The organism is Lysinibacillus sp. GW821-FHT14F06 (genome assembly GCF_058803665.1).
In genome coordinates, this window is the sequence record NZ_JBXAPF010000036.1 from 1 (window position 1) to 16,736 (window position 16,736).

Sequence of the window (16,736 nt, forward strand, 5' to 3'; positions counted from 1 at the left end):
CCTGAGCCAGGATCAAACTCTCCATAAAAGAAATTTGATTAGCTCAAATTGTTTTGCTGGCATCAATTTTGATGTCCGAAATTTTTGTTTTGTTCACTAGCAGAAGCTAGCTACTAAAAACTTTATTGATTACGTTTTGCTTGTTCAGTTTTCAAGGTTCATTTCGCCGCCGTTTCTCAACAGCAACTCTTATAGTATATCGCACTCACAACTACTTGTCAACAATTAAATTTCAATTTCAATTTAATTTGTTTACATTTCAACAGTTATCTTGGCGACTCCTATTACTATACCATAATATTTTTATTATGCAAGCTTTTTATAAGAAAAATATTAAAGCTGTTATTCCTAACACGCCCGGTATACCTAGTATAGCGATAGTTAAGACAGAAAAAAGATTGATAGGTATATTATAGCCTACATATCCTATACTCAAATGAATAATAAATAATAGAAGAAAAGCAAAAGCAAATCTAAACCAAAAAACGGACATTCCTTCTAAAATTTTACCCATTTTAGCATGTCTAATTATTACATAAAGAAAAAGAAGCACTACAGGTACACTAAAACTCATAATTACTAACCATGACATCAGGTTTCCCCCTTAAATGATATAATTATGAAAGTTTATGATTCCTGTTTTGCTTCTATGAGTTTAAAAGACTATTATTTAATTAATACTCTTCGTATTCTAGCTTCTTTAAATAAATAGTAATGAATGCTCTCCGCTGCTTTTCGTTGAGCAATTAATTCTAAATCATAATCATCTAATAACTCTTCAATTATTTTTGCCTGCTGTAAATCTTCTTTTGTTTCTTTAATTAGACTCACAAGCCTGTCATCGAATTCTTTTTTTAACTTTCTCTTACTGCGGAAGAACATATTAATCCCTCACTCATAATTCTCGGCGACCTTCCATTGCCTTCGATAACGTAACTTCATCTGCATATTCTAAATCTCCGCCTACTGGTAGTCCATGCGCAATACGAGTTGTTCGAATACCAGAGGGTTTTACTAGACGGGAGATATACATAGCTGTTGCCTCGCCCTCGATAGTGGAATTCGTAGCTAAGATTAACTCCTGAACTGTTTCATCCTGCAAACGAACTAACAATGAGGCAACATTAATATCCTCTGGACCAATACCATCCATTGGTGATATAGCCCCTTGCAGTACATGATACATACCATTGTAGTCACGCATTTTCTCCATCGCTATTACATCTTTTGTATCTTGTACAACACAGATAATCGAATGATTCCGTTGCTTATCTGTACAAATGTGACATGGGTCTACATCAGTTATGTTGCCACATACAGAGCAATAGCTTAAATTTCGTTTAGCGTCAATAAGTGACTTAGAAAAGGATAAAACATCGTCTTCTTTCATCGTTAACACAAAAAACGCCAGTCGAGCCGCGGTTTTCGGCCCGATACCTGGCAATTTCATAAAACTATCTATTAGTTTTGATATTGGTTCTGGGTAGTACATTTACTTACCTCCTAGAATGGAAGGTTCATGCCTTGAGTGAATTTACCCATTGTTGCATTTGTTTTTTCGTCTACTTTTTTCAGTGCTTCATTTGTAGCAACAACAATTAAATCTTGAAGCATTTCGATATCATCAGGATCTACTACTGAAGAATCAAGATTCACTTCTACAACTTCACGTTGGCCAGTAACAATTACTTTTACCATACCACCGCCAGCTACACCTTCAAATTGCTCTGCATTTAAGGCCTCTTGAGCTTCCATCATTTCCTTTTGCATTTTTTGCATTTTTTTCATCATACCTTGCATATTTCCCATTCCACGCATAAACATATTCCTCCTAAATGATTAATCTTCAACAATTTCTATAAAATCTTTACCAAACAACTTTTCTGCCTCTGTCACAAGTGGATCTTGTGAGGCAAGTGGTTGAGCATCATCGATAAACGGCTCATCAGGCATTCCTGCTGGTGGTGGCTCTAATAATTCCACCTCATGATCGGTCGCTGTTTGAGATTTTTTCTGCTGTTGCAAACCGTGATCACGAATAAACTCTTCACGTAATTTTAACCAAGTTTCTTCAGGGGTACAAAGCATTTCATATGTTGTACCAGTTTGCCCTGCAATTAATTGTGTGAAGTGAGCTTTTAGAGACTGATTATCAGCAACCATTTGACAATGAATATCATACTTGAATTTTAACACAAATGCACTCGAAGATGCCGCTACGGGTTCAGCTTCTGCTAAAAGAGCGGATTGCGACTTTTGCATTTGGTTTAACGCTTGTGCCCAGACTGATTTAATGAGGTGAACATCTTGTTTCGTGGCATCCTTTAGCACCTCTTGTATCCGCCCTGTTGGTGCTTTATAGCCATTTGGGCTTTTTGCTCGTGGCCGTTGTTCCTTTGGTGCTTGCATCTGTTGTCCAGCAGCTCCAGCCTGTAATTGTGCTGACAATTGTTGTACCATTTGCTCAAGCGCTACTATCTTTTGGGCAAGTTCTGGACTCAAAGCCGCTTCAACTGAAGTGGTTGTTTGACTAACTAGCCCACCCGAAAACTGTACCATTTTAAGTAATGCTGTTTCTAAATATATTTTTGTATGGTGGGAGAATCGCATTTCTTGCTGTGTTTTAGCTAAAATATCTATGTAGCCATATAGTAAATTAGGTGCAAAATCATGCGCTAATGTAAATACTCGTTCTTCTGGTGAAACTAGCTCTAATAGTTCAGCTAAATCATCACTTGTTTGTAGCAATAATAAGTCGCGGAAAAATGTAATCAAGTCCTCTGAAAGACGAAGTGGATCCTTGCCATCTGCGATAAGTTGTTCTAATAATGCAAGCATTTGAGCAACATCTTTTACTTTTAAGGCTTCTGCTAAGTCATAAAAAACTTCCTGACTAATCGAACCTGTTACAAGTAATGTATCCTCAAGCTTTAGCTTCTCTCCACTGAAAGAGACAACCTGATCTAGTAAACTTAATGCATCACGCATACCACCAGCAGCAGATTGCGCAATAACCTTCAAACCTTGTTCCTCATACGGTAGCTCGATGTCCTCTAATACAACCTTCATTCGTTCGATAATATCATTAGTTGAAAGTCGCTTGAAATCAAAGCGTTGGCAACGTGAGATAATGGTTGCAGGTAATTTATGAGGCTCTGTTGTCGCCAAAATAAAAACAGCATGTGGAGGTGGTTCTTCTAATGTTTTTAAAAGTGCATTGAAGGCACTTGTAGAAAGCATATGCACTTCATCGATAATATACACTTTATATCTGCTACTAGCAGGAGCAAATCGAACTTTCTCGATAATATCACGTATTTCTTCAACTCGAGAATTAGATGCTGCGTCAAATTCAATCACATCAGGATGCGACCCATCTGTAATACTTAAACAAGTGGCACATTCGTTACATGGCTCGTTCGATGGTGCTCGCTCACAATTCAAAGCTTTTGCAAAAATCTTAGCTGTACTTGTTTTCCCCGTTCCTCTTGGACCAGAAAACAAATAAGCATGTGTGGTTTTGTTTGCTAGGAGAGCATTTTGTAGCGTTCTTTTGACATGTGCCTGGCCAGACATTTCTCGAAATGATTGCGGTCGATACACACGATAAAATGCTTGATACGTCAATGATTTCCTCTCCTTTTCTCCATTAATATAGAATAGTTCTATTATAACATTTGTCTAATAATAGTGTTATCAATTCCCAAAAAATTGAGACAACACACTTTATCTTAAATTCATTTCTAATATGAGATAATATCGTGGTAAGACGTATAAATATAAAAAAACGCATCCCGCCTAATGTAGACGGATGCGTTTGAATTGGCAATTTAATGCCGTGCACCTTTCTTCGACAGCCGCACATAAGCGTTACTCTTGTCGTTAGCTCGGATTAGGCAACCCCGCGGCACATGAATAAGACCACTTAATGCTGCTTCCTTCCGGACCTGACATGGTTCATGGGTATCCATTGCGCAGGACCCAATCGTCAACACTACGTGCAAAAGGCAGACCAAACAATACGGACAGCCTCGAAAAAGGAATTCAGTCTCGCTAGAGCGGATTGCGAGTTACAGGACACCGCTACCTTCCCACCTAGCACGGCAATAACTAGTATACTGACTGTTTTCATAAATTGCAACTTAATGCACATAATATTTCTGTGGAAACATTTATCAACAATATAATCATAAAAAAAATTTTGAAAATCAGTTGACGTGAAATATAAAATATGATAAATTAATTTTTGTCGATAAGACATCAGATTAATATGGAGGTATACCCAAGTCTGGCTGAAGGGATCGGTCTTGAAAACCGACAGGCGGGTAACACCGCGCGGGGGTTCGAATCCCTCTACCTCCTCCAGTTTTAAATTTCGACTACATCAGTAGCCGTTTTTTTTTTTTGCCTAAAAATTTGTACATTATATATACAGATACCACTTCCACAAAGGTTGTGGTATTTTTTTATTGTTAAGGAGAAAATAAATTAAATATCTACATCTAATTAAGAAGGAAGGATTTTTGTGCATTCAAAATATTTAATCTCTCGAGCTTCCCTCACTTGGATTTTTTTAATCGCTATATTAACTGCTATTGGTAGTGAAATTAAAATAATGCCTTTTGCTAATACAATTTTTCGTTTTGGATTAGGAACTATTGTTTTCTTTCTTTGTACCCTTCTTAGGCCAACCCCTATTATATTAGCCGGTATCGTTACAAGTATTGTGACAACAGCTTTTCGAGTTTTCATAACTTCTGCTACACCCAATATAGCATTATTGGATAGCATCTTTTTACATTTACCAGCAGCAGCTTTTTATATACTTTTTGCATTATGTCTACAAATTTTAAATATCCATCAATATCGAGAAAAACCGTTAATGCTTGGATTATTAGTTGCATTTAGTGAAGTAATAAGCAATTTAGCAGAACAACTATTTCGTTTTCTTGTTAATTCTTATACTTTTTTACTCGTTCATGATTTACTTATATTGTTAGCTGTTGCTTTATTACGTAGTTTCTTTGTAGTTGGTGTTTATAGCTCCATTTTAATTGCTGAACAAAAAAAACGCGTGCAAGAAATGCTTACTATTGGGTCAGATCTATATGTTGAAACGCTCTATTTAAAAAAATCTATGAATCATATTGAGACTATCACAGCTAGTGGGTTTGATTTATATCGACAGTTAAAATCGCAAGGCAATCGGACTGAAAGCTTACAGGCTTTGCATATTGCCCAGGAAATTCATGAAGTAAAAAAAGATTCGCAACGTATCTATGCAGGAATTTCTAAAATCGTAGGCGAAAAGAGCTTTGGCCCCTTTAGAATGTCAGAATTATTACATTATATTGAAGACGGTAACAGAAAGTACGGTGAACTACTGGGAAAAGAAATTCACTTTAAAGTAAGTTTGGACACTGACTTTCAAACAAAAGAACATATTGCTTTGCTTGCACTTTTGAATAATCTAACAGCAAATGCTATTGAAGCCATTAAAGATCAAGGTGTTATTTCTATTGCCATTCAACAACAACTGGATGATACTGTAATCACAGTATGTGATAATGGAAAAGGCATTTCACAAAGTGATATCACTATTATTTTTGAACCTGGTTACACCACAAAATACAATATGGACGGTGTCGCTGCAACTGGTATTGGACTTTCGCATGTTGCTGAATTAGTAAATAAATTAAATGGCTTCATATCCGTTGAATCAAACAATCAAAACACAATGTTTAAAATTACAATTCCTACGCAAACTATTCAAACGGGAGAGACTTAAATGAGGTATTTTATTGTAGATGATGATCGTGCAAGTCGGGTCATGTTAAAAAAAATTATTGAAGATAGCGGATTAGGTACCGTTATTGGTGAAGCTCGCAATGGTGAAGATGCTATCCCACAAATTTTAATGACTCAGCCAGAGTTTGTGCTTATCGATTTATTGATGCCAAAGCTCGATGGAATTGCAACAGTCGAACAACTTACTCAAAATCGTTTTGAGGGACAATTTATTATGATTTCTCAGGTAGTCAATAAGGAAATGGTGGGTGAGGCATATGAGCAAGGGATTGAGTTCTTTATTCATAAACCAATAAACCGTATTGAAGTTGAGAATGTTTTACGTAAAACAACAGAACAGTTTCGCCTAAAAAATTCACTATTAGTAATTCGTCAATCGCTGACAAACATTGATTTAAGTGAGCAAATAAATCAAAAAGCCACATCTCGTGATCATATTCAATCAATCTTAAACGATATGGGCATTGTTGGTGAAATCGGAAGTGAGGATATCATAGCTATCATTGAAACCTTGCTTGCTCATCAACACAAGATAGCACCCCTACCTCCATTAAAAGAGCTTTATGAGGAAATTGCAGCTGTTACAAAGACTACACCTGATGAAATTTTGAAAGAAAGTAAAGCCATTGAACAGCGTGTACGTCGTACAATATTAGCAGCAATGATTAACCTTGCCAATTTAGGTGTCGTCGATTATACCAACTCTGAATTTGAATATTATGCGCCTCGATACTTTGATTTTAAAGAAATTCGTCAGCTAATGTCGCAGATAGAAGATCATGAAAATCGTAAAGCAAAGGTAAATATTAAGAAGTTTATTCAGGTATTATATTCAGACATTTTAACAAAAGTAAATTAATTTTCTCGGATTTTGTCGGATTCCATAAGTCCTCCGTATTATTAAAGTAAGGCGAGTCCTAAAAATTTAATATTAGGGGGTACAAAGGGTTTGAAAAAGAAATTTAAAATCAGTTTAGCCGCTCAAATTTTAATCGGTTTGATTTTAGGGATCATTGTTGGTGGTATCTTTTATGGAAACCCCAAAATTGAAACATATTTACAACCTTTAGGGGATATCTTTTTACATCTAATTAAGATGATTGTTGTACCGATTATTATTTCTACTTTAATCGTTGGTGTTGCTGGTACCGGAGACATGAAGCAGCTTGGACGATTAGGCGGGAAATCAATTATTTATTTTGAAATTATTACTACTGTAGCCATTGTAGTTGGTTTACTTTCTGCAAACTTATTCCAACCAGGCGCTGGCCTAAATATGAATGAGCTTTCTCAAGGGGATATTTCAAAATACGTTTCAACTACTGAAGAAGTACAGCATGAGGGACCTTTTGATATTATTGTAGGCATTGTCCCAACAAATATTATTCAGTCTATGGCTGAAGGTAATATGCTTGCCATTATCTTCTTCTCTGTTATTTTCGGTTTAGGGGTTGCTGCTATTGGTGACCGAGGAAAACCAGTCTTAGACTTCTTCCAAGGCGTAGCAGATGCTATGTTCTGGGTAACGAACCTTGTTATGAAATTCGCTCCATTAGGGGTATTTGGTTTAATTGGTGTAACCGTTTCCAAATATGGATTTGCTTCACTAATACCACTGGCTAAACTTGCCATACTTGTATATGCAACAATGCTATTCTTTATCTTTATCGTTCTTGGACTTGTAGCGAAGTTCGCGGGAATCAGTATTTTCTACTTAATCAGAGTATTAAAGGACGAGCTAATTTTAGCGTTCTCAACTGCAAGCTCTGAAGCTGTACTACCACGTATTATGATGAAAATGGAGAAATTAGGAGCTCCAAAGGATATCGTTTCCTTTGTTATTCCAACCGGTTATTCCTTTAACTTAGATGGCTCTACCCTGTATCAGGCGATTGCAGCGTTATTTATTGCTCAAATGTACGGTATTCATCTAAGCATTGGAGAACAAATTACGTTAATGCTTGTATTAATGGTTACATCTAAAGGTATCGCGGGTGTTCCAGGGGTGTCATTCGTAGTACTTCTAGCAACTTTAGGGACTGTTGGCATTCCACTTGAAGGCTTGGCATTTATCGCAGGTATTGACCGTATCCTTGATATGGGACGTACAGTTGTTAACGTAATTGGTAACTCATTAGCGTCATTAGTAATGGCAAAATGGGAAGGCCGTTTCGATACAGAAAAAATGAAAAATTACTTTAAAGATAACGAAAACTTAGCGTAAAAAGTTAAAAAAATCCTCACGATGTATGGATGGCATCGTGAGGATTTTTTTAATTTGATCAATTATGCCTCGGCATAATTGCGTCCAAAATCGGCTTTGTGCTTAGGCCTGCGTGATGCAGGTCAGTTAGCCGTTATATGCGATGATTTTAGGCTAACACCCTAAATTGAACTCCTTTCCGATTCAGTGACATCCGCCGGAGGCTTTAACTTCTTTTAGTTAAAACTTTATCTAAATAAGCAATGATCGATTCTTTACCATTTACATGTGCCTCTTGTGCACGTGCTTCATCTTTTTCTATCTTTGCCTCTGCTGCCATTAAAATACGTTCTGCATCTTCCTGTGGCACCACAACAACGCCATCCACATCCCCTATAATATAATCACCAGGATGAACAGTAACGCCTCCTATAGAGATAGGGACATTTACTTTACCGCCACCATTTTTATTACCAGCAGCTACCGTTGTCCCCAAAGAGAATACAGGGAAATTCAGCTCTCGAATGGCTGCGATATCTCGGATAACCCCATCCACAACAAACCCTTGTACACCTATGCCCTTTGCTAAGGAAATCACAAAATCTCCAGCAACTGCTCGATTCGTATTACCTTTGGCATCGATTACCAAAATATCACCTTCATTAGCAGCTCGAATAGCCTCTAACACTGCTCCATTTTCACCATCTGGTAATCGCACAGTTACCACGCGCCCAGCTAGTTTAAAGTGATCCGCTAAAGGTTTAATATCACTGCGTAAATTTGTGTGTCCCCCAGTTGCATCAGAAATTGCCGTTGTTGGTAAATGCTTAAAACTAATTTCCACCTTTGTCATACATAACACCCCTATTATGATTTATGCTTACATAATTATTGTAAATAAAAATCATCTACTATTTCAATATATCTCAGAAAATTATGGAAATAAAACATTTAAATATGGTACTGTTAGAGGAAAATGAAAGAAAAAATGGGTATTATGGATATTCAAAAATTATATGAACAACGCAATCAAATTATCGTAGCTTTTTTGGTGGCAGCTTTTATCGGCCTATTCAATGAAACAGCCCTCAATATGGCCTTTGCGCAATTGATTGTTGACTTTAAAACAGATGCATCTACCATTCAATGGCTAACAACTGGTTATTTATTAACCTTAGGTATTTTAGTACCACTCTCTAGCCTGCTTATGCAGCGTTTTACAACGCGGCAATTATTTACTGTATCACTGTTATTTTCTATCATAGGTACCTGTGTTTCAGCTATTTCTCCAACCTTTGCACTGTTACTTGCTGGACGAGTTATTCAGGCTGTTGGAGCAGCTATTATTCTGCCGCTTATGATGCAGGTTGTACTCATGATTTACCCGATTAATCAGCGTGGCGCTGCGATGGGTAAAATCGGCTTAGTTATTATCTTTGCTCCAGCCATCGGACCCACTATTGCAGGCTTTGTCATGGAGCATTTCTCCTGGCACTCTATATTCTGGATGAGTCTTCCATTTTTACTCATTTCATTTGTACTTGGTTTAAAATTTGTTCAAAATGTTAGTGAAGTTAGGATGGTTAAATTTGATGGTGTTTCAATCGCCTTATCAACGATTGGGTTTGGAGGGATCGTTTACGGTTTTAGTATTTCTGGTAAGCTAGGTACTTTTATGACAATAGAGGTAGTCTCCACTCTCATGGTTGGAGCACTAGGAATTATTCTTTTTTGTTTGCGACAAATTAAAATGGAGCAACCTATGCTGAATTTAAAGGTATTCTCATTTCCTATGTACAATATCGGCATGCTCCTGGTTATTATCGTACATATGACTATTTTAGCAACAATGGTGTTATTACCTATTTATTTACAAAACATTTTATTGCTGGCACCTATGATTGCTGGTCTTACCCTACTTCCTGGTGGTGCTATCAATGCCTTTATGGCAGTTGCCTCAGGGCATATTTTTGATCGCTTTGGACCTCGTATCATGGTTCCTGTTGGATTATTTTTAGAAATAATTGCATTACTTTTCTTACGTACAATTGATGCTGAAACCTCTGTTTATTTCATCGTAATCTTCCATATTCTTATGTTTGTTGGCATCTCTCTTGCAAGTATGCCTGCGCAAACAAATGGATTAAATCAGCTACCCCGTCAACTTTATCCAGATGGTACAGCATTTATGAATACATTACAGCAGGTTGCAGGTGCAATCGGTACTGCTGTTTCTATAACAATCATGTCCATTAGTAAGGCAAATTTCATTTCCAAAAATGGAGCCTCTGCTACAAACGAATTTGCTGGATCCATTATTAGTGTACAACATGCATTAACCTTCTCTCTTATACTGGCAATTCTTGCATTCGTTTTATCAATCTTTATGAAACGTGTGCAAGAGGAGAAATAAAGCCAAAAATGCGCCATTCATTAGGAATGAACTCACTTTTCTATCAAATGGCGCTAAGTATTATTAAACTATTTCGATAAAATGCTTTGATTGTTCGTCTAACGCCTCTGCCGCACTGGCGATTTCAGCAAAATCATTGGTTGTCACAGATATTTGTCCATTTGTTTTTTCAACTTTTTCAGCTATACGTGTAATACTTTCTGTAACTTGACCTATTTCCCGCTCTATCCCCTCAACATTATCCTTTACTTCAGAGATAGATTGCTCAACTCTTATGGATAGCTTTCTCACCTCTTTTGCTACAACATCAAAGCCTCGCCCATATTCTCCTGCCCTAGCTGCTTCAATAGCTGCGTTTAATGCTAGTAAATTTGTCTGAGAAGCAATCTCTTGGATAGTTTTCACGATGCCTTTAATAGATTCAGCCTGTTTTTGAAGCTGTGCAAGATTTATTACATTATCGGCAGACTCTTTTGATACTTCCCTAATAGTCTCTAGTAAACCTTCACTATTTTGAATACCAGCCTCTGAACGACTATGAAGTTCTTTTGACATCCCCTTTAATGTCTCAGCTACGCTTACAATCTCATTTTGACGGTCTGAAATATTAGTAGCAATTTTCGAAACACCAATCACCTTTCTAGAATTATTTGCAAAGACCGGCATATAGGTAGCTTCAAGCCAAACTCTATTTCCGTTCGCATCCAATCTTTCAATTTTATCTTGATAGCTATTACCAGCAGCCAAGTTCCTCCAAAATTTTTCGTACTCCAAACTATTAACAAATTCAGGTAAACATAAATCTTTATGATCTTTTCCTATCATTTCTTCTACTTTATAGCCTAATGTTTTGGCAAAATGTGCATTTACAAAGGCTACTTTACGCTCCATATCAAAACGAATTATTGCAATATTACGTTCAATTGCCTGCACTACTAAATCATCTGTTACTTGTGTATCGATTTTCTGCATAATCTACACCTCTTTATTCAATTTTTAAAAAAGAATTATTTTAACTAAAAATTTATTTTTTTCCATTTTAGCTCCTCGTTAATATTTGCAGAAAAAACATGGGCAATCATTACCCATGTTTTAATAACTGTAATACTTCTTCTGATGTAGTAGCTACATGAATTAGTGACTTTTGTTCCGCACGAATAAAACCTTCTTCAAGCATTTTCTTAAAATGCTGTAAAAGTGCATCATAAAAACTATTTACATTATATAAAATTACTGGCTTTTCATGTAGTCCAATTTGTGCCCACGTAAAGACCTCAAAATACTCATCCAATGTGCCACCACCACCTGGTAGCGCTATAAAGGCATCTGCAAGCTCTACCATTTTTGCCTTACGTACATGCATAGACTCAACAAAATGAATTTCCGTTAAGGAAGCATGGGCTAATTCCCGCTTCTGTAAATGCGTTGGCATCACACCTATTACTTCTCCGCCACCGTTTAAAACGGCATCTGCCACCTTTCCCATCAGGCCGCTTTTTGAACCACCATAGACTACCCCATGACCATTTTGAGCCAGCACTGCACCTAATTCGGCTGCCTTTTCTGCATAAACTGGGTTTTTGCCTAAACCAGAACCACAATACACCGCTATTCTTATAATAATCCCTCCTACTTAAAAGACGTGAAACAATAGCTATTTATATTGTCTCACGTCTTTTAATCATTTATTTTCATTAATTGCTTATTAGATATTTATTTAGTTAAAGCCCTGATAAATTCTATTTGCGTAAATGGCCTGTTTGTTTTAGCATATGACTGATACGGCTCACAATTGATTCAATTGCTTCAGGATTTTTTAATAAATCATAATCATTAATATCTAAACGTAAAACGGGGCATGAATTAAAATTATTGACCCAGTTCTCATAACGTTCATGCATTTCAATCCAATAATCAATTGGTGTCTGCTGCTCCATTGAACGACCACGCTCTTGAATCCGCCCAATGACTGCATCAATTGGTCCCTCAAGATATATTAGTAAATCTGGATGCGGGAAGTAAGGTGTCATTACCATTGCATCAAATAAATTTTTATAAGTCTCGTAATCTGTTGGACTCATTGTTCCTTTATCATAGTGCATTTTTGCAAAAATTCCTGTATCTTCGTAAATAGAACGATCCTGAATAAATCCCCCGCCATATTCAAAAATTCGCTTTTGCTCCTTAAAACGTTCAGCTAAAAAATACACCTGCAAATGGAAGCTCCATTTTTCAAAGTCCTCATAAAATTTATCTAAATATGGGTTAGTGTCAACTTTTTCAAATGATGTACGGAAATTTAGCGCCTCTGCTAACGCTTTTGTCATCGTTGATTTCCCCACACCTACAGTACCAGCAATGGTAATGACTGTCTGTGGAGGAATATCGTACTTCTCTCTTAAATTCATTGTTGCAAGCTCCTTTGTTGTAACGTATCCTTTATGATTTGCAAAACATAGTTTAAATCATCTGTGTTTTTAACGAAGTCAAGTTGATCTCCATTAAATCGAATGACAGGAATTTCCGGATGCATTTTCTCAAAATGCTCGATAAAAGAATGATAATCTGCCACAAGTTGCTCCATATAATCCCGTGCAATCATTTTCTCGAATTCACGTCCACGCATTGCAATACGCTTCATCAACGTCTCAACACTAGCATGTAAATAAACAACAACATTAGGTACAGGCATATCCTTCGTTAGTATTTTATAAATTTCTTCATACTTATCATACTCGGTTGGTGCCAATGTACGTTTTGCAAATATTAGATTTTTAAAAATATGATAGTCCGCTACTACAGGTTTTTGATGTGTTAAGCGAAACTTCTTAATATCTGATAATTGTTTATAGCGATTACATAAGAAAAACATTTCAGTTTGGAAGCTCCACTCCTCAATGTTTTCATAAAACTTATTTAGAAAAGGGTTTTCGTCTACTATTTCCTTTAATAGATGGTAATTAAATGTCGCTGTAATCTCTTTCGATAAAGAGGTTTTACCAACACCAATCGGACCTTCTACCGTAACAAATGGAACCGTCACCAGAAGCTCCTCCTTTATGTTCTATGGATTCTATTATCAATTCCCTCTTTGCCTGAGGACATTATTAAAAAATAAATCAGTGCTTTTCATTGTATCATAGTGCGAAAATGAAAAACAGAATCAAGCTAATCTCTCTATTAAATTTACATATAAAAAAACGACCCACCGAGGTAGGCCGTTATCTATCTATAATTTAACACGCTGTAAGCGAAGTGCGTTTAAAACAACTGATACTGAGCTAAAGGCCATCGCTGCGCCTGCAACCCATGGAGCAAGTAAACCGATTGCAGCAATTGGTATACCTAATGTATTGTAAGCAAATGCCCAAAATAAGTTTTGTTTAATATTGCGCATTGTTTTACGGCTCATAATGATGGCATCCGCTATACTGTTTAAATCGCCACGAATCAGTGTAATATCTGCTGCTTCCATAGCTACGTCTGTGCCAGTACCAATGGCCATCCCAATATTCGCTGTAGCAAGTGCTGGCGCATCATTAATGCCATCACCTACCATCGCCACTTTCTTACCCGTAGCTTGCAGTTTTTTTACTTCATCTGCTTTCCCTTCTGGTAGAACCTCAGCAATCACATGATTTACACCAATTTCTGCTCCTATGGCTTGTGCTGTACGTTCATTATCACCAGTCATCATAATAACGGTAATGCCCATATCTTGTAGACGACGAACTGCCTCTTTAGAAGTTTCTTTAACAGTATCAGCTACTGCTACTAGACCAGCATATTGACCGTTGACAGCAGCTAACATCGCTGTTTTACCATTTTCCTCTAACTGCTCCATTATTGGTAGAATATCATCAATAGGAATACCATATTGTTGCATCAATTTACGTGTACCGATTACGACTCCTTGACCTGACACTGTCGCTTGCACACCATAACCTGGTATCGCTTCAAAGAATTGAACATCACCTAGCTCAATACCACGATCTGTAATGCCTTGAACAATTGCTTCTGCTAATGGATGCTCTGATTGCTTCTCCGCTGCACCTATTAACGATAAAAAGTTTGCTTCGTCTTGCTCTGCTGCTAGTATAACATCAGTTAACACAGGTTTGCCATGTGTTACTGTACCTGTTTTATCAACAACCACCGTATCGATACTTTGCGTTTGCTCTAAATGCTCGCCACCTTTAAATAAAATCCCAAACTCTGCTGCGCGACCAGAGCCTGCCATAATAGATGTTGGTGTCGCTAATCCAAGCGCACATGGACATGCAATGACAAGAACTGCGATTAAAACTTCTAATGCAGGCGTAAACTCACCTGGTTGTACCCAAAGTATCCAAACTAAAAACGTAATAATCGCAATTCCAACAACAATTGGTACAAATATGCCAGAAATATGATCTGCTAAACGCTGGATTGGTGCCTTTGAGCCTTGTGCATCTTCTACCACTTTAATAATCTGTGCTAAAGCTGTATCTCGACCTACTTTTGTTGCTGTCATTTTAATAAAGCCATTTTTATTAATTGTTGAGCCAAATAATACATCACCTTGCTTTTTATCAACTGGGAGACTTTCCCCTGTCAGCATTGACTCATCAACAGCCGTTATTCCTTCTAAGACTTCACCATCAACTGGAATTTTCTCACCTGGTTTTACTAAAATAATGTCACCAATTACTACTTCTTCTAATGGTACTTCTTTCTCAACGCCATCTCGAACAACAACGGCCGTTTTTGCTTGAAGACCCATTAATTTTTTGATTGCTTCAGATGAACGACCTTTCGCTTTTGCCTCAAATAATTTTCCTAATAGAATTAAAGTAATTAATACCGCGCTTGTTTCAAAATAAAGGTGTGGGCCATGATGTGAACCTACCGTAACAATTGCTTGATAGACACTATAAAAGTAAGCTGCAGATGTACCCATTACTACTAGTACATCCATATTGGCACTACCATTACGCAAGGCTTTATAGGCACCCACATAAAATTGTTTCCCTATTATAAATTGAACGGGCGTAGCTAATATCATTTGTACCCATGGATTCATTAGTATATCTGGTACATATAAAAACGAAGTAAATGAAAAATGACCAACCATCGTCCAGAGCAATGGTAGTGAAAGAATAGCTGATAAAATAAATTTATGCTGCTGTTGTTTGATGGCCTTTTGACGATGGTCTACGGTTTCTTGTTCTTCAGCTTTTTGATGGGCCTCATAACCTAATTTTTCAACCTTTGCAATGATCTCTGCAATGGATACTTCAGATGGATTAAACTCAATTGTTGCCTTCTCAAGTGCTAAGTTTACATTTGCGGATGAGACACCAGCTAGCTTATTTAATCCTTTTTCTATACGCGTAGCGCAGGCTGCACAGGTCATGCCCGTAATGTCAAATTCAGTTTTCTGTTTAACAACGCCATAACCAAGTGCTTCAATTTTCTTTTCAAAATCTACTTCACTTAATTTGGACGAATCGTACTTAATCGTTGATTTTTCAAGCGCTAAATTAACAGTGGCCTGTTCAACACCATCCATTTTATTTAAACCTTTTTCTATACGAGTGGCGCAGGCTGCACAGGTCATACCTGTTATTTGCAAGTTGGCCTCTTTTACTTCTGGACTCATTTCTTCCACCTCTCCTTATACCAATAGGGGGTATATATCACTTAAAATAATAGAGTGCTACTTGAGCACCCTACATATTTTATTTTACATCATAGCCTTGGTCATCAATTGTTTCTTTAATTTGATCTAAAGATACTTTTGCTTCGTCAAATGCAACATCTACTAAGCCTTCTGCTAGGTTCACTTTCACTTGGTCAACACCAGTTAATGCTCCAACACTTTTTTCTACTGCATTTACACAATGTCCACATGACATTCCTTGTACATTTAAAGTTACGTTTTGCATAAAATATCTCTCCTCTTTGTTTATATTAAATAGGGGTATATATTTACAAATATTATTTTTTCATTAGCTTTTGAATGGTCACTACTAATTCATCCAACACTGCTTCATCACCCTCAGATAGGCGGTCCACAACACAACCCTTTAAATGGCCTTCCAATAATATTTTCGCTACACTATTTAAAGCAGACTGTGTGGCAGATAACTGCGTAATAATATCATCACAGTAAACATCTTTTTCAATCATTCCCTTAATACCACGAATCTGACCCTCTATGCGATTTAAACGAGTCGTTAAATCCTTTTTTACACGTTCAGGATGATGGCTTTTTCGACAAGATGTAGTTTCCTCCGTATGACATGTAACCTCTTTCGTTATGTCTTCCAT

17 protein-coding genes, 1 tRNA gene and 1 other RNA gene are annotated in these 16,736 nt (G+C 37.0%); 5 read left to right on the plus strand and 14 right to left on the minus strand.

Translation table 11 applies throughout. The annotated features are described in order from the left end of the window. Positions 1-319 precede the first annotated feature (319 nt). From AC1RNS_RS22255 to ffs, 6 genes are all read right to left on the minus strand, one after another. Positions 320-592, minus strand: a complete 273-nt coding sequence (locus tag AC1RNS_RS22255) for a pro-sigmaK processing inhibitor BofA family protein (protein ID WP_492995827.1) — start codon at positions 590-592, stop codon at positions 320-322. 74 nt (positions 593-666) lie between these two features. Next, positions 667-882: a YaaL family protein gene (locus AC1RNS_RS22260; protein WP_492995828.1), complete on the minus strand. Its 216-nt coding sequence runs from the start codon at positions 880-882 to the stop codon at positions 667-669. Positions 883-895: 13 nt separating this feature from the next. Continuing rightward, positions 896-1,492, minus strand: a complete 597-nt coding sequence (gene recR / locus AC1RNS_RS22265) for a recombination mediator RecR (RefSeq protein ID WP_492995830.1) — start codon at positions 1,490-1,492, stop codon at positions 896-898. A gap of 11 nt (positions 1,493-1,503) precedes the next feature. Then, on the minus strand, positions 1,504-1,818 hold the full coding sequence (locus AC1RNS_RS22270; protein WP_283870238.1) for a YbaB/EbfC family nucleoid-associated protein: 315 nt from the start codon (positions 1,816-1,818) through the stop codon (positions 1,504-1,506). 21 nt (positions 1,819-1,839) lie between these two features. Beyond that, positions 1,840-3,627 carry a DNA polymerase III subunit gamma/tau gene (gene dnaX, locus AC1RNS_RS22275; RefSeq protein WP_492995832.1) on the minus strand — a complete coding sequence of 596 codons (1,788 nt, stop codon included), beginning with the start codon at positions 3,625-3,627 and terminating at the stop codon, positions 1,840-1,842. A gap of 209 nt (positions 3,628-3,836) precedes the next feature. Beyond that, positions 3,837-4,104: signal recognition particle sRNA large type (ffs, locus tag AC1RNS_RS22280), an RNA gene on the minus strand. Between the two features lie 168 nt (positions 4,105-4,272). Here ffs and AC1RNS_RS22285 point away from each other — a divergent pair. From AC1RNS_RS22285 to AC1RNS_RS22300, 4 genes are all read left to right on the plus strand, one after another. Beyond that, positions 4,273-4,365 (plus strand) — tRNA-Ser (locus AC1RNS_RS22285). A 160-nt stretch (positions 4,366-4,525) separates the two neighbouring features. Further along, positions 4,526-5,788 carry an ATP-binding protein gene (locus AC1RNS_RS22290; RefSeq protein ID WP_492995834.1) on the plus strand — a complete coding sequence of 421 codons (1,263 nt, stop codon included), beginning with the start codon at positions 4,526-4,528 and terminating at the stop codon, positions 5,786-5,788. Beyond that, positions 5,789-6,667 carry a response regulator gene (locus AC1RNS_RS22295; RefSeq protein ID WP_492995836.1) on the plus strand — a complete coding sequence of 293 codons (879 nt, stop codon included), beginning with the start codon at positions 5,789-5,791 and terminating at the stop codon, positions 6,665-6,667. Between the two features lie 90 nt (positions 6,668-6,757). Beyond that, the gene (locus AC1RNS_RS22300) at positions 6,758-8,032 is read left to right on the plus strand and encodes a cation:dicarboxylate symporter family transporter (protein ID WP_492995837.1); all 1,275 of its coding nucleotides are present in this window, start codon (positions 6,758-6,760) and stop codon (positions 8,030-8,032) included. A 205-nt stretch (positions 8,033-8,237) separates the two neighbouring features. Here AC1RNS_RS22300 and AC1RNS_RS22305 read toward each other — a convergent pair whose 3' ends face one another. Beyond that, positions 8,238-8,864: an RraA family protein gene (locus tag AC1RNS_RS22305; RefSeq protein ID WP_492995838.1), complete on the minus strand. Its 627-nt coding sequence runs from the start codon at positions 8,862-8,864 to the stop codon at positions 8,238-8,240. Between the two features lie 135 nt (positions 8,865-8,999). Here AC1RNS_RS22305 and AC1RNS_RS22310 point away from each other — a divergent pair, with 135 nt between their 5' ends. Beyond that, a complete protein-coding gene (locus tag AC1RNS_RS22310; RefSeq protein ID WP_492995896.1) occupies positions 9,000-10,424 on the plus strand; it encodes a DHA2 family efflux MFS transporter permease subunit in 1,425 nt (474 codons plus the stop codon). A 63-nt stretch (positions 10,425-10,487) separates the two neighbouring features. On the opposite strand, the gene AC1RNS_RS22315 is transcribed toward AC1RNS_RS22310, so the two are convergent. From AC1RNS_RS22315 to AC1RNS_RS22345, 7 genes are all read right to left on the minus strand, one after another. Beyond that, positions 10,488-11,396: a methyl-accepting chemotaxis protein gene (locus AC1RNS_RS22315; protein WP_492995840.1), complete on the minus strand. Its 909-nt coding sequence runs from the start codon at positions 11,394-11,396 to the stop codon at positions 10,488-10,490. Positions 11,397-11,505: 109 nt separating this feature from the next. After that, a complete protein-coding gene (locus AC1RNS_RS22320) occupies positions 11,506-12,036 on the minus strand; it encodes an LOG family protein (protein ID WP_492995898.1) in 531 nt (176 codons plus the stop codon). Between the two features lie 127 nt (positions 12,037-12,163). Beyond that, positions 12,164-12,832, minus strand: a complete 669-nt coding sequence (locus AC1RNS_RS22325) for a deoxynucleoside kinase (protein ID WP_492995841.1) — start codon at positions 12,830-12,832, stop codon at positions 12,164-12,166. Beyond that, positions 12,829-13,467, minus strand: a complete 639-nt coding sequence (locus AC1RNS_RS22330) for a deoxynucleoside kinase (RefSeq protein WP_492995843.1) — start codon at positions 13,465-13,467, stop codon at positions 12,829-12,831. Before AC1RNS_RS22330 ends, AC1RNS_RS22325 begins: the two co-directional genes overlap by 4 nt. Before the next feature lie 186 nt (positions 13,468-13,653). Further along, positions 13,654-16,065 carry a heavy metal translocating P-type ATPase gene (locus tag AC1RNS_RS22335; protein WP_492995845.1) on the minus strand — a complete coding sequence of 804 codons (2,412 nt, stop codon included), beginning with the start codon at positions 16,063-16,065 and terminating at the stop codon, positions 13,654-13,656. A gap of 79 nt (positions 16,066-16,144) precedes the next feature. After that, positions 16,145-16,351: a copper chaperone CopZ gene (gene copZ, locus AC1RNS_RS22340; protein WP_283870230.1), complete on the minus strand. Its 207-nt coding sequence runs from the start codon at positions 16,349-16,351 to the stop codon at positions 16,145-16,147. Between the two features lie 52 nt (positions 16,352-16,403). After that, entirely contained in the window at positions 16,404-16,736 is a 333-nt protein-coding gene (locus AC1RNS_RS22345; RefSeq protein ID WP_427545686.1) for a metal-sensitive transcriptional regulator, read from the minus strand.

Coding starts and splice junctions, on each gene's coding strand:
- AC1RNS_RS22335 (WP_492995845.1), bottom strand. CDS start 16,065: ATGAGTCCAGAAGTAAAAGAGGCCAACTTGCAAATAACAGGTATGACC.
- AC1RNS_RS22260 (WP_492995828.1), bottom strand. CDS start 882: ATGTTCTTCCGCAGTAAGAGAAAGTTAAAAAAAGAATTCGATGACAGG.
- AC1RNS_RS22270 (WP_283870238.1), bottom strand. CDS start 1,818: ATGCGTGGAATGGGAAATATGCAAGGTATGATGAAAAAAATGCAAAAA.
- AC1RNS_RS22315 (WP_492995840.1), bottom strand. CDS start 11,396: ATGCAGAAAATCGATACACAAGTAACAGATGATTTAGTAGTGCAGGCA.
- AC1RNS_RS22255 (WP_492995827.1), bottom strand. CDS start 592: ATGTCATGGTTAGTAATTATGAGTTTTAGTGTACCTGTAGTGCTTCTT.
- AC1RNS_RS22305 (WP_492995838.1), bottom strand. CDS start 8,864: ATGACAAAGGTGGAAATTAGTTTTAAGCATTTACCAACAACGGCAATT.
- copZ (WP_283870230.1), bottom strand. CDS start 16,351: ATGCAAAACGTAACTTTAAATGTACAAGGAATGTCATGTGGACATTGT.
- AC1RNS_RS22345 (WP_427545686.1), bottom strand. CDS start 16,736: ATGGAAGACATAACGAAAGAGGTTACATGTCATACGGAGGAAACTACA.
- AC1RNS_RS22325 (WP_492995841.1), bottom strand. CDS start 12,832: ATGAATTTAAGAGAGAAGTACGATATTCCTCCACAGACAGTCATTACC.
- AC1RNS_RS22310 (WP_492995896.1), top strand. CDS start 9,000: ATGGGTATTATGGATATTCAAAAATTATATGAACAACGCAATCAAATT.
- recR (WP_492995830.1), bottom strand. CDS start 1,492: ATGTACTACCCAGAACCAATATCAAAACTAATAGATAGTTTTATGAAA.
- AC1RNS_RS22295 (WP_492995836.1), top strand. CDS start 5,789: ATGAGGTATTTTATTGTAGATGATGATCGTGCAAGTCGGGTCATGTTA.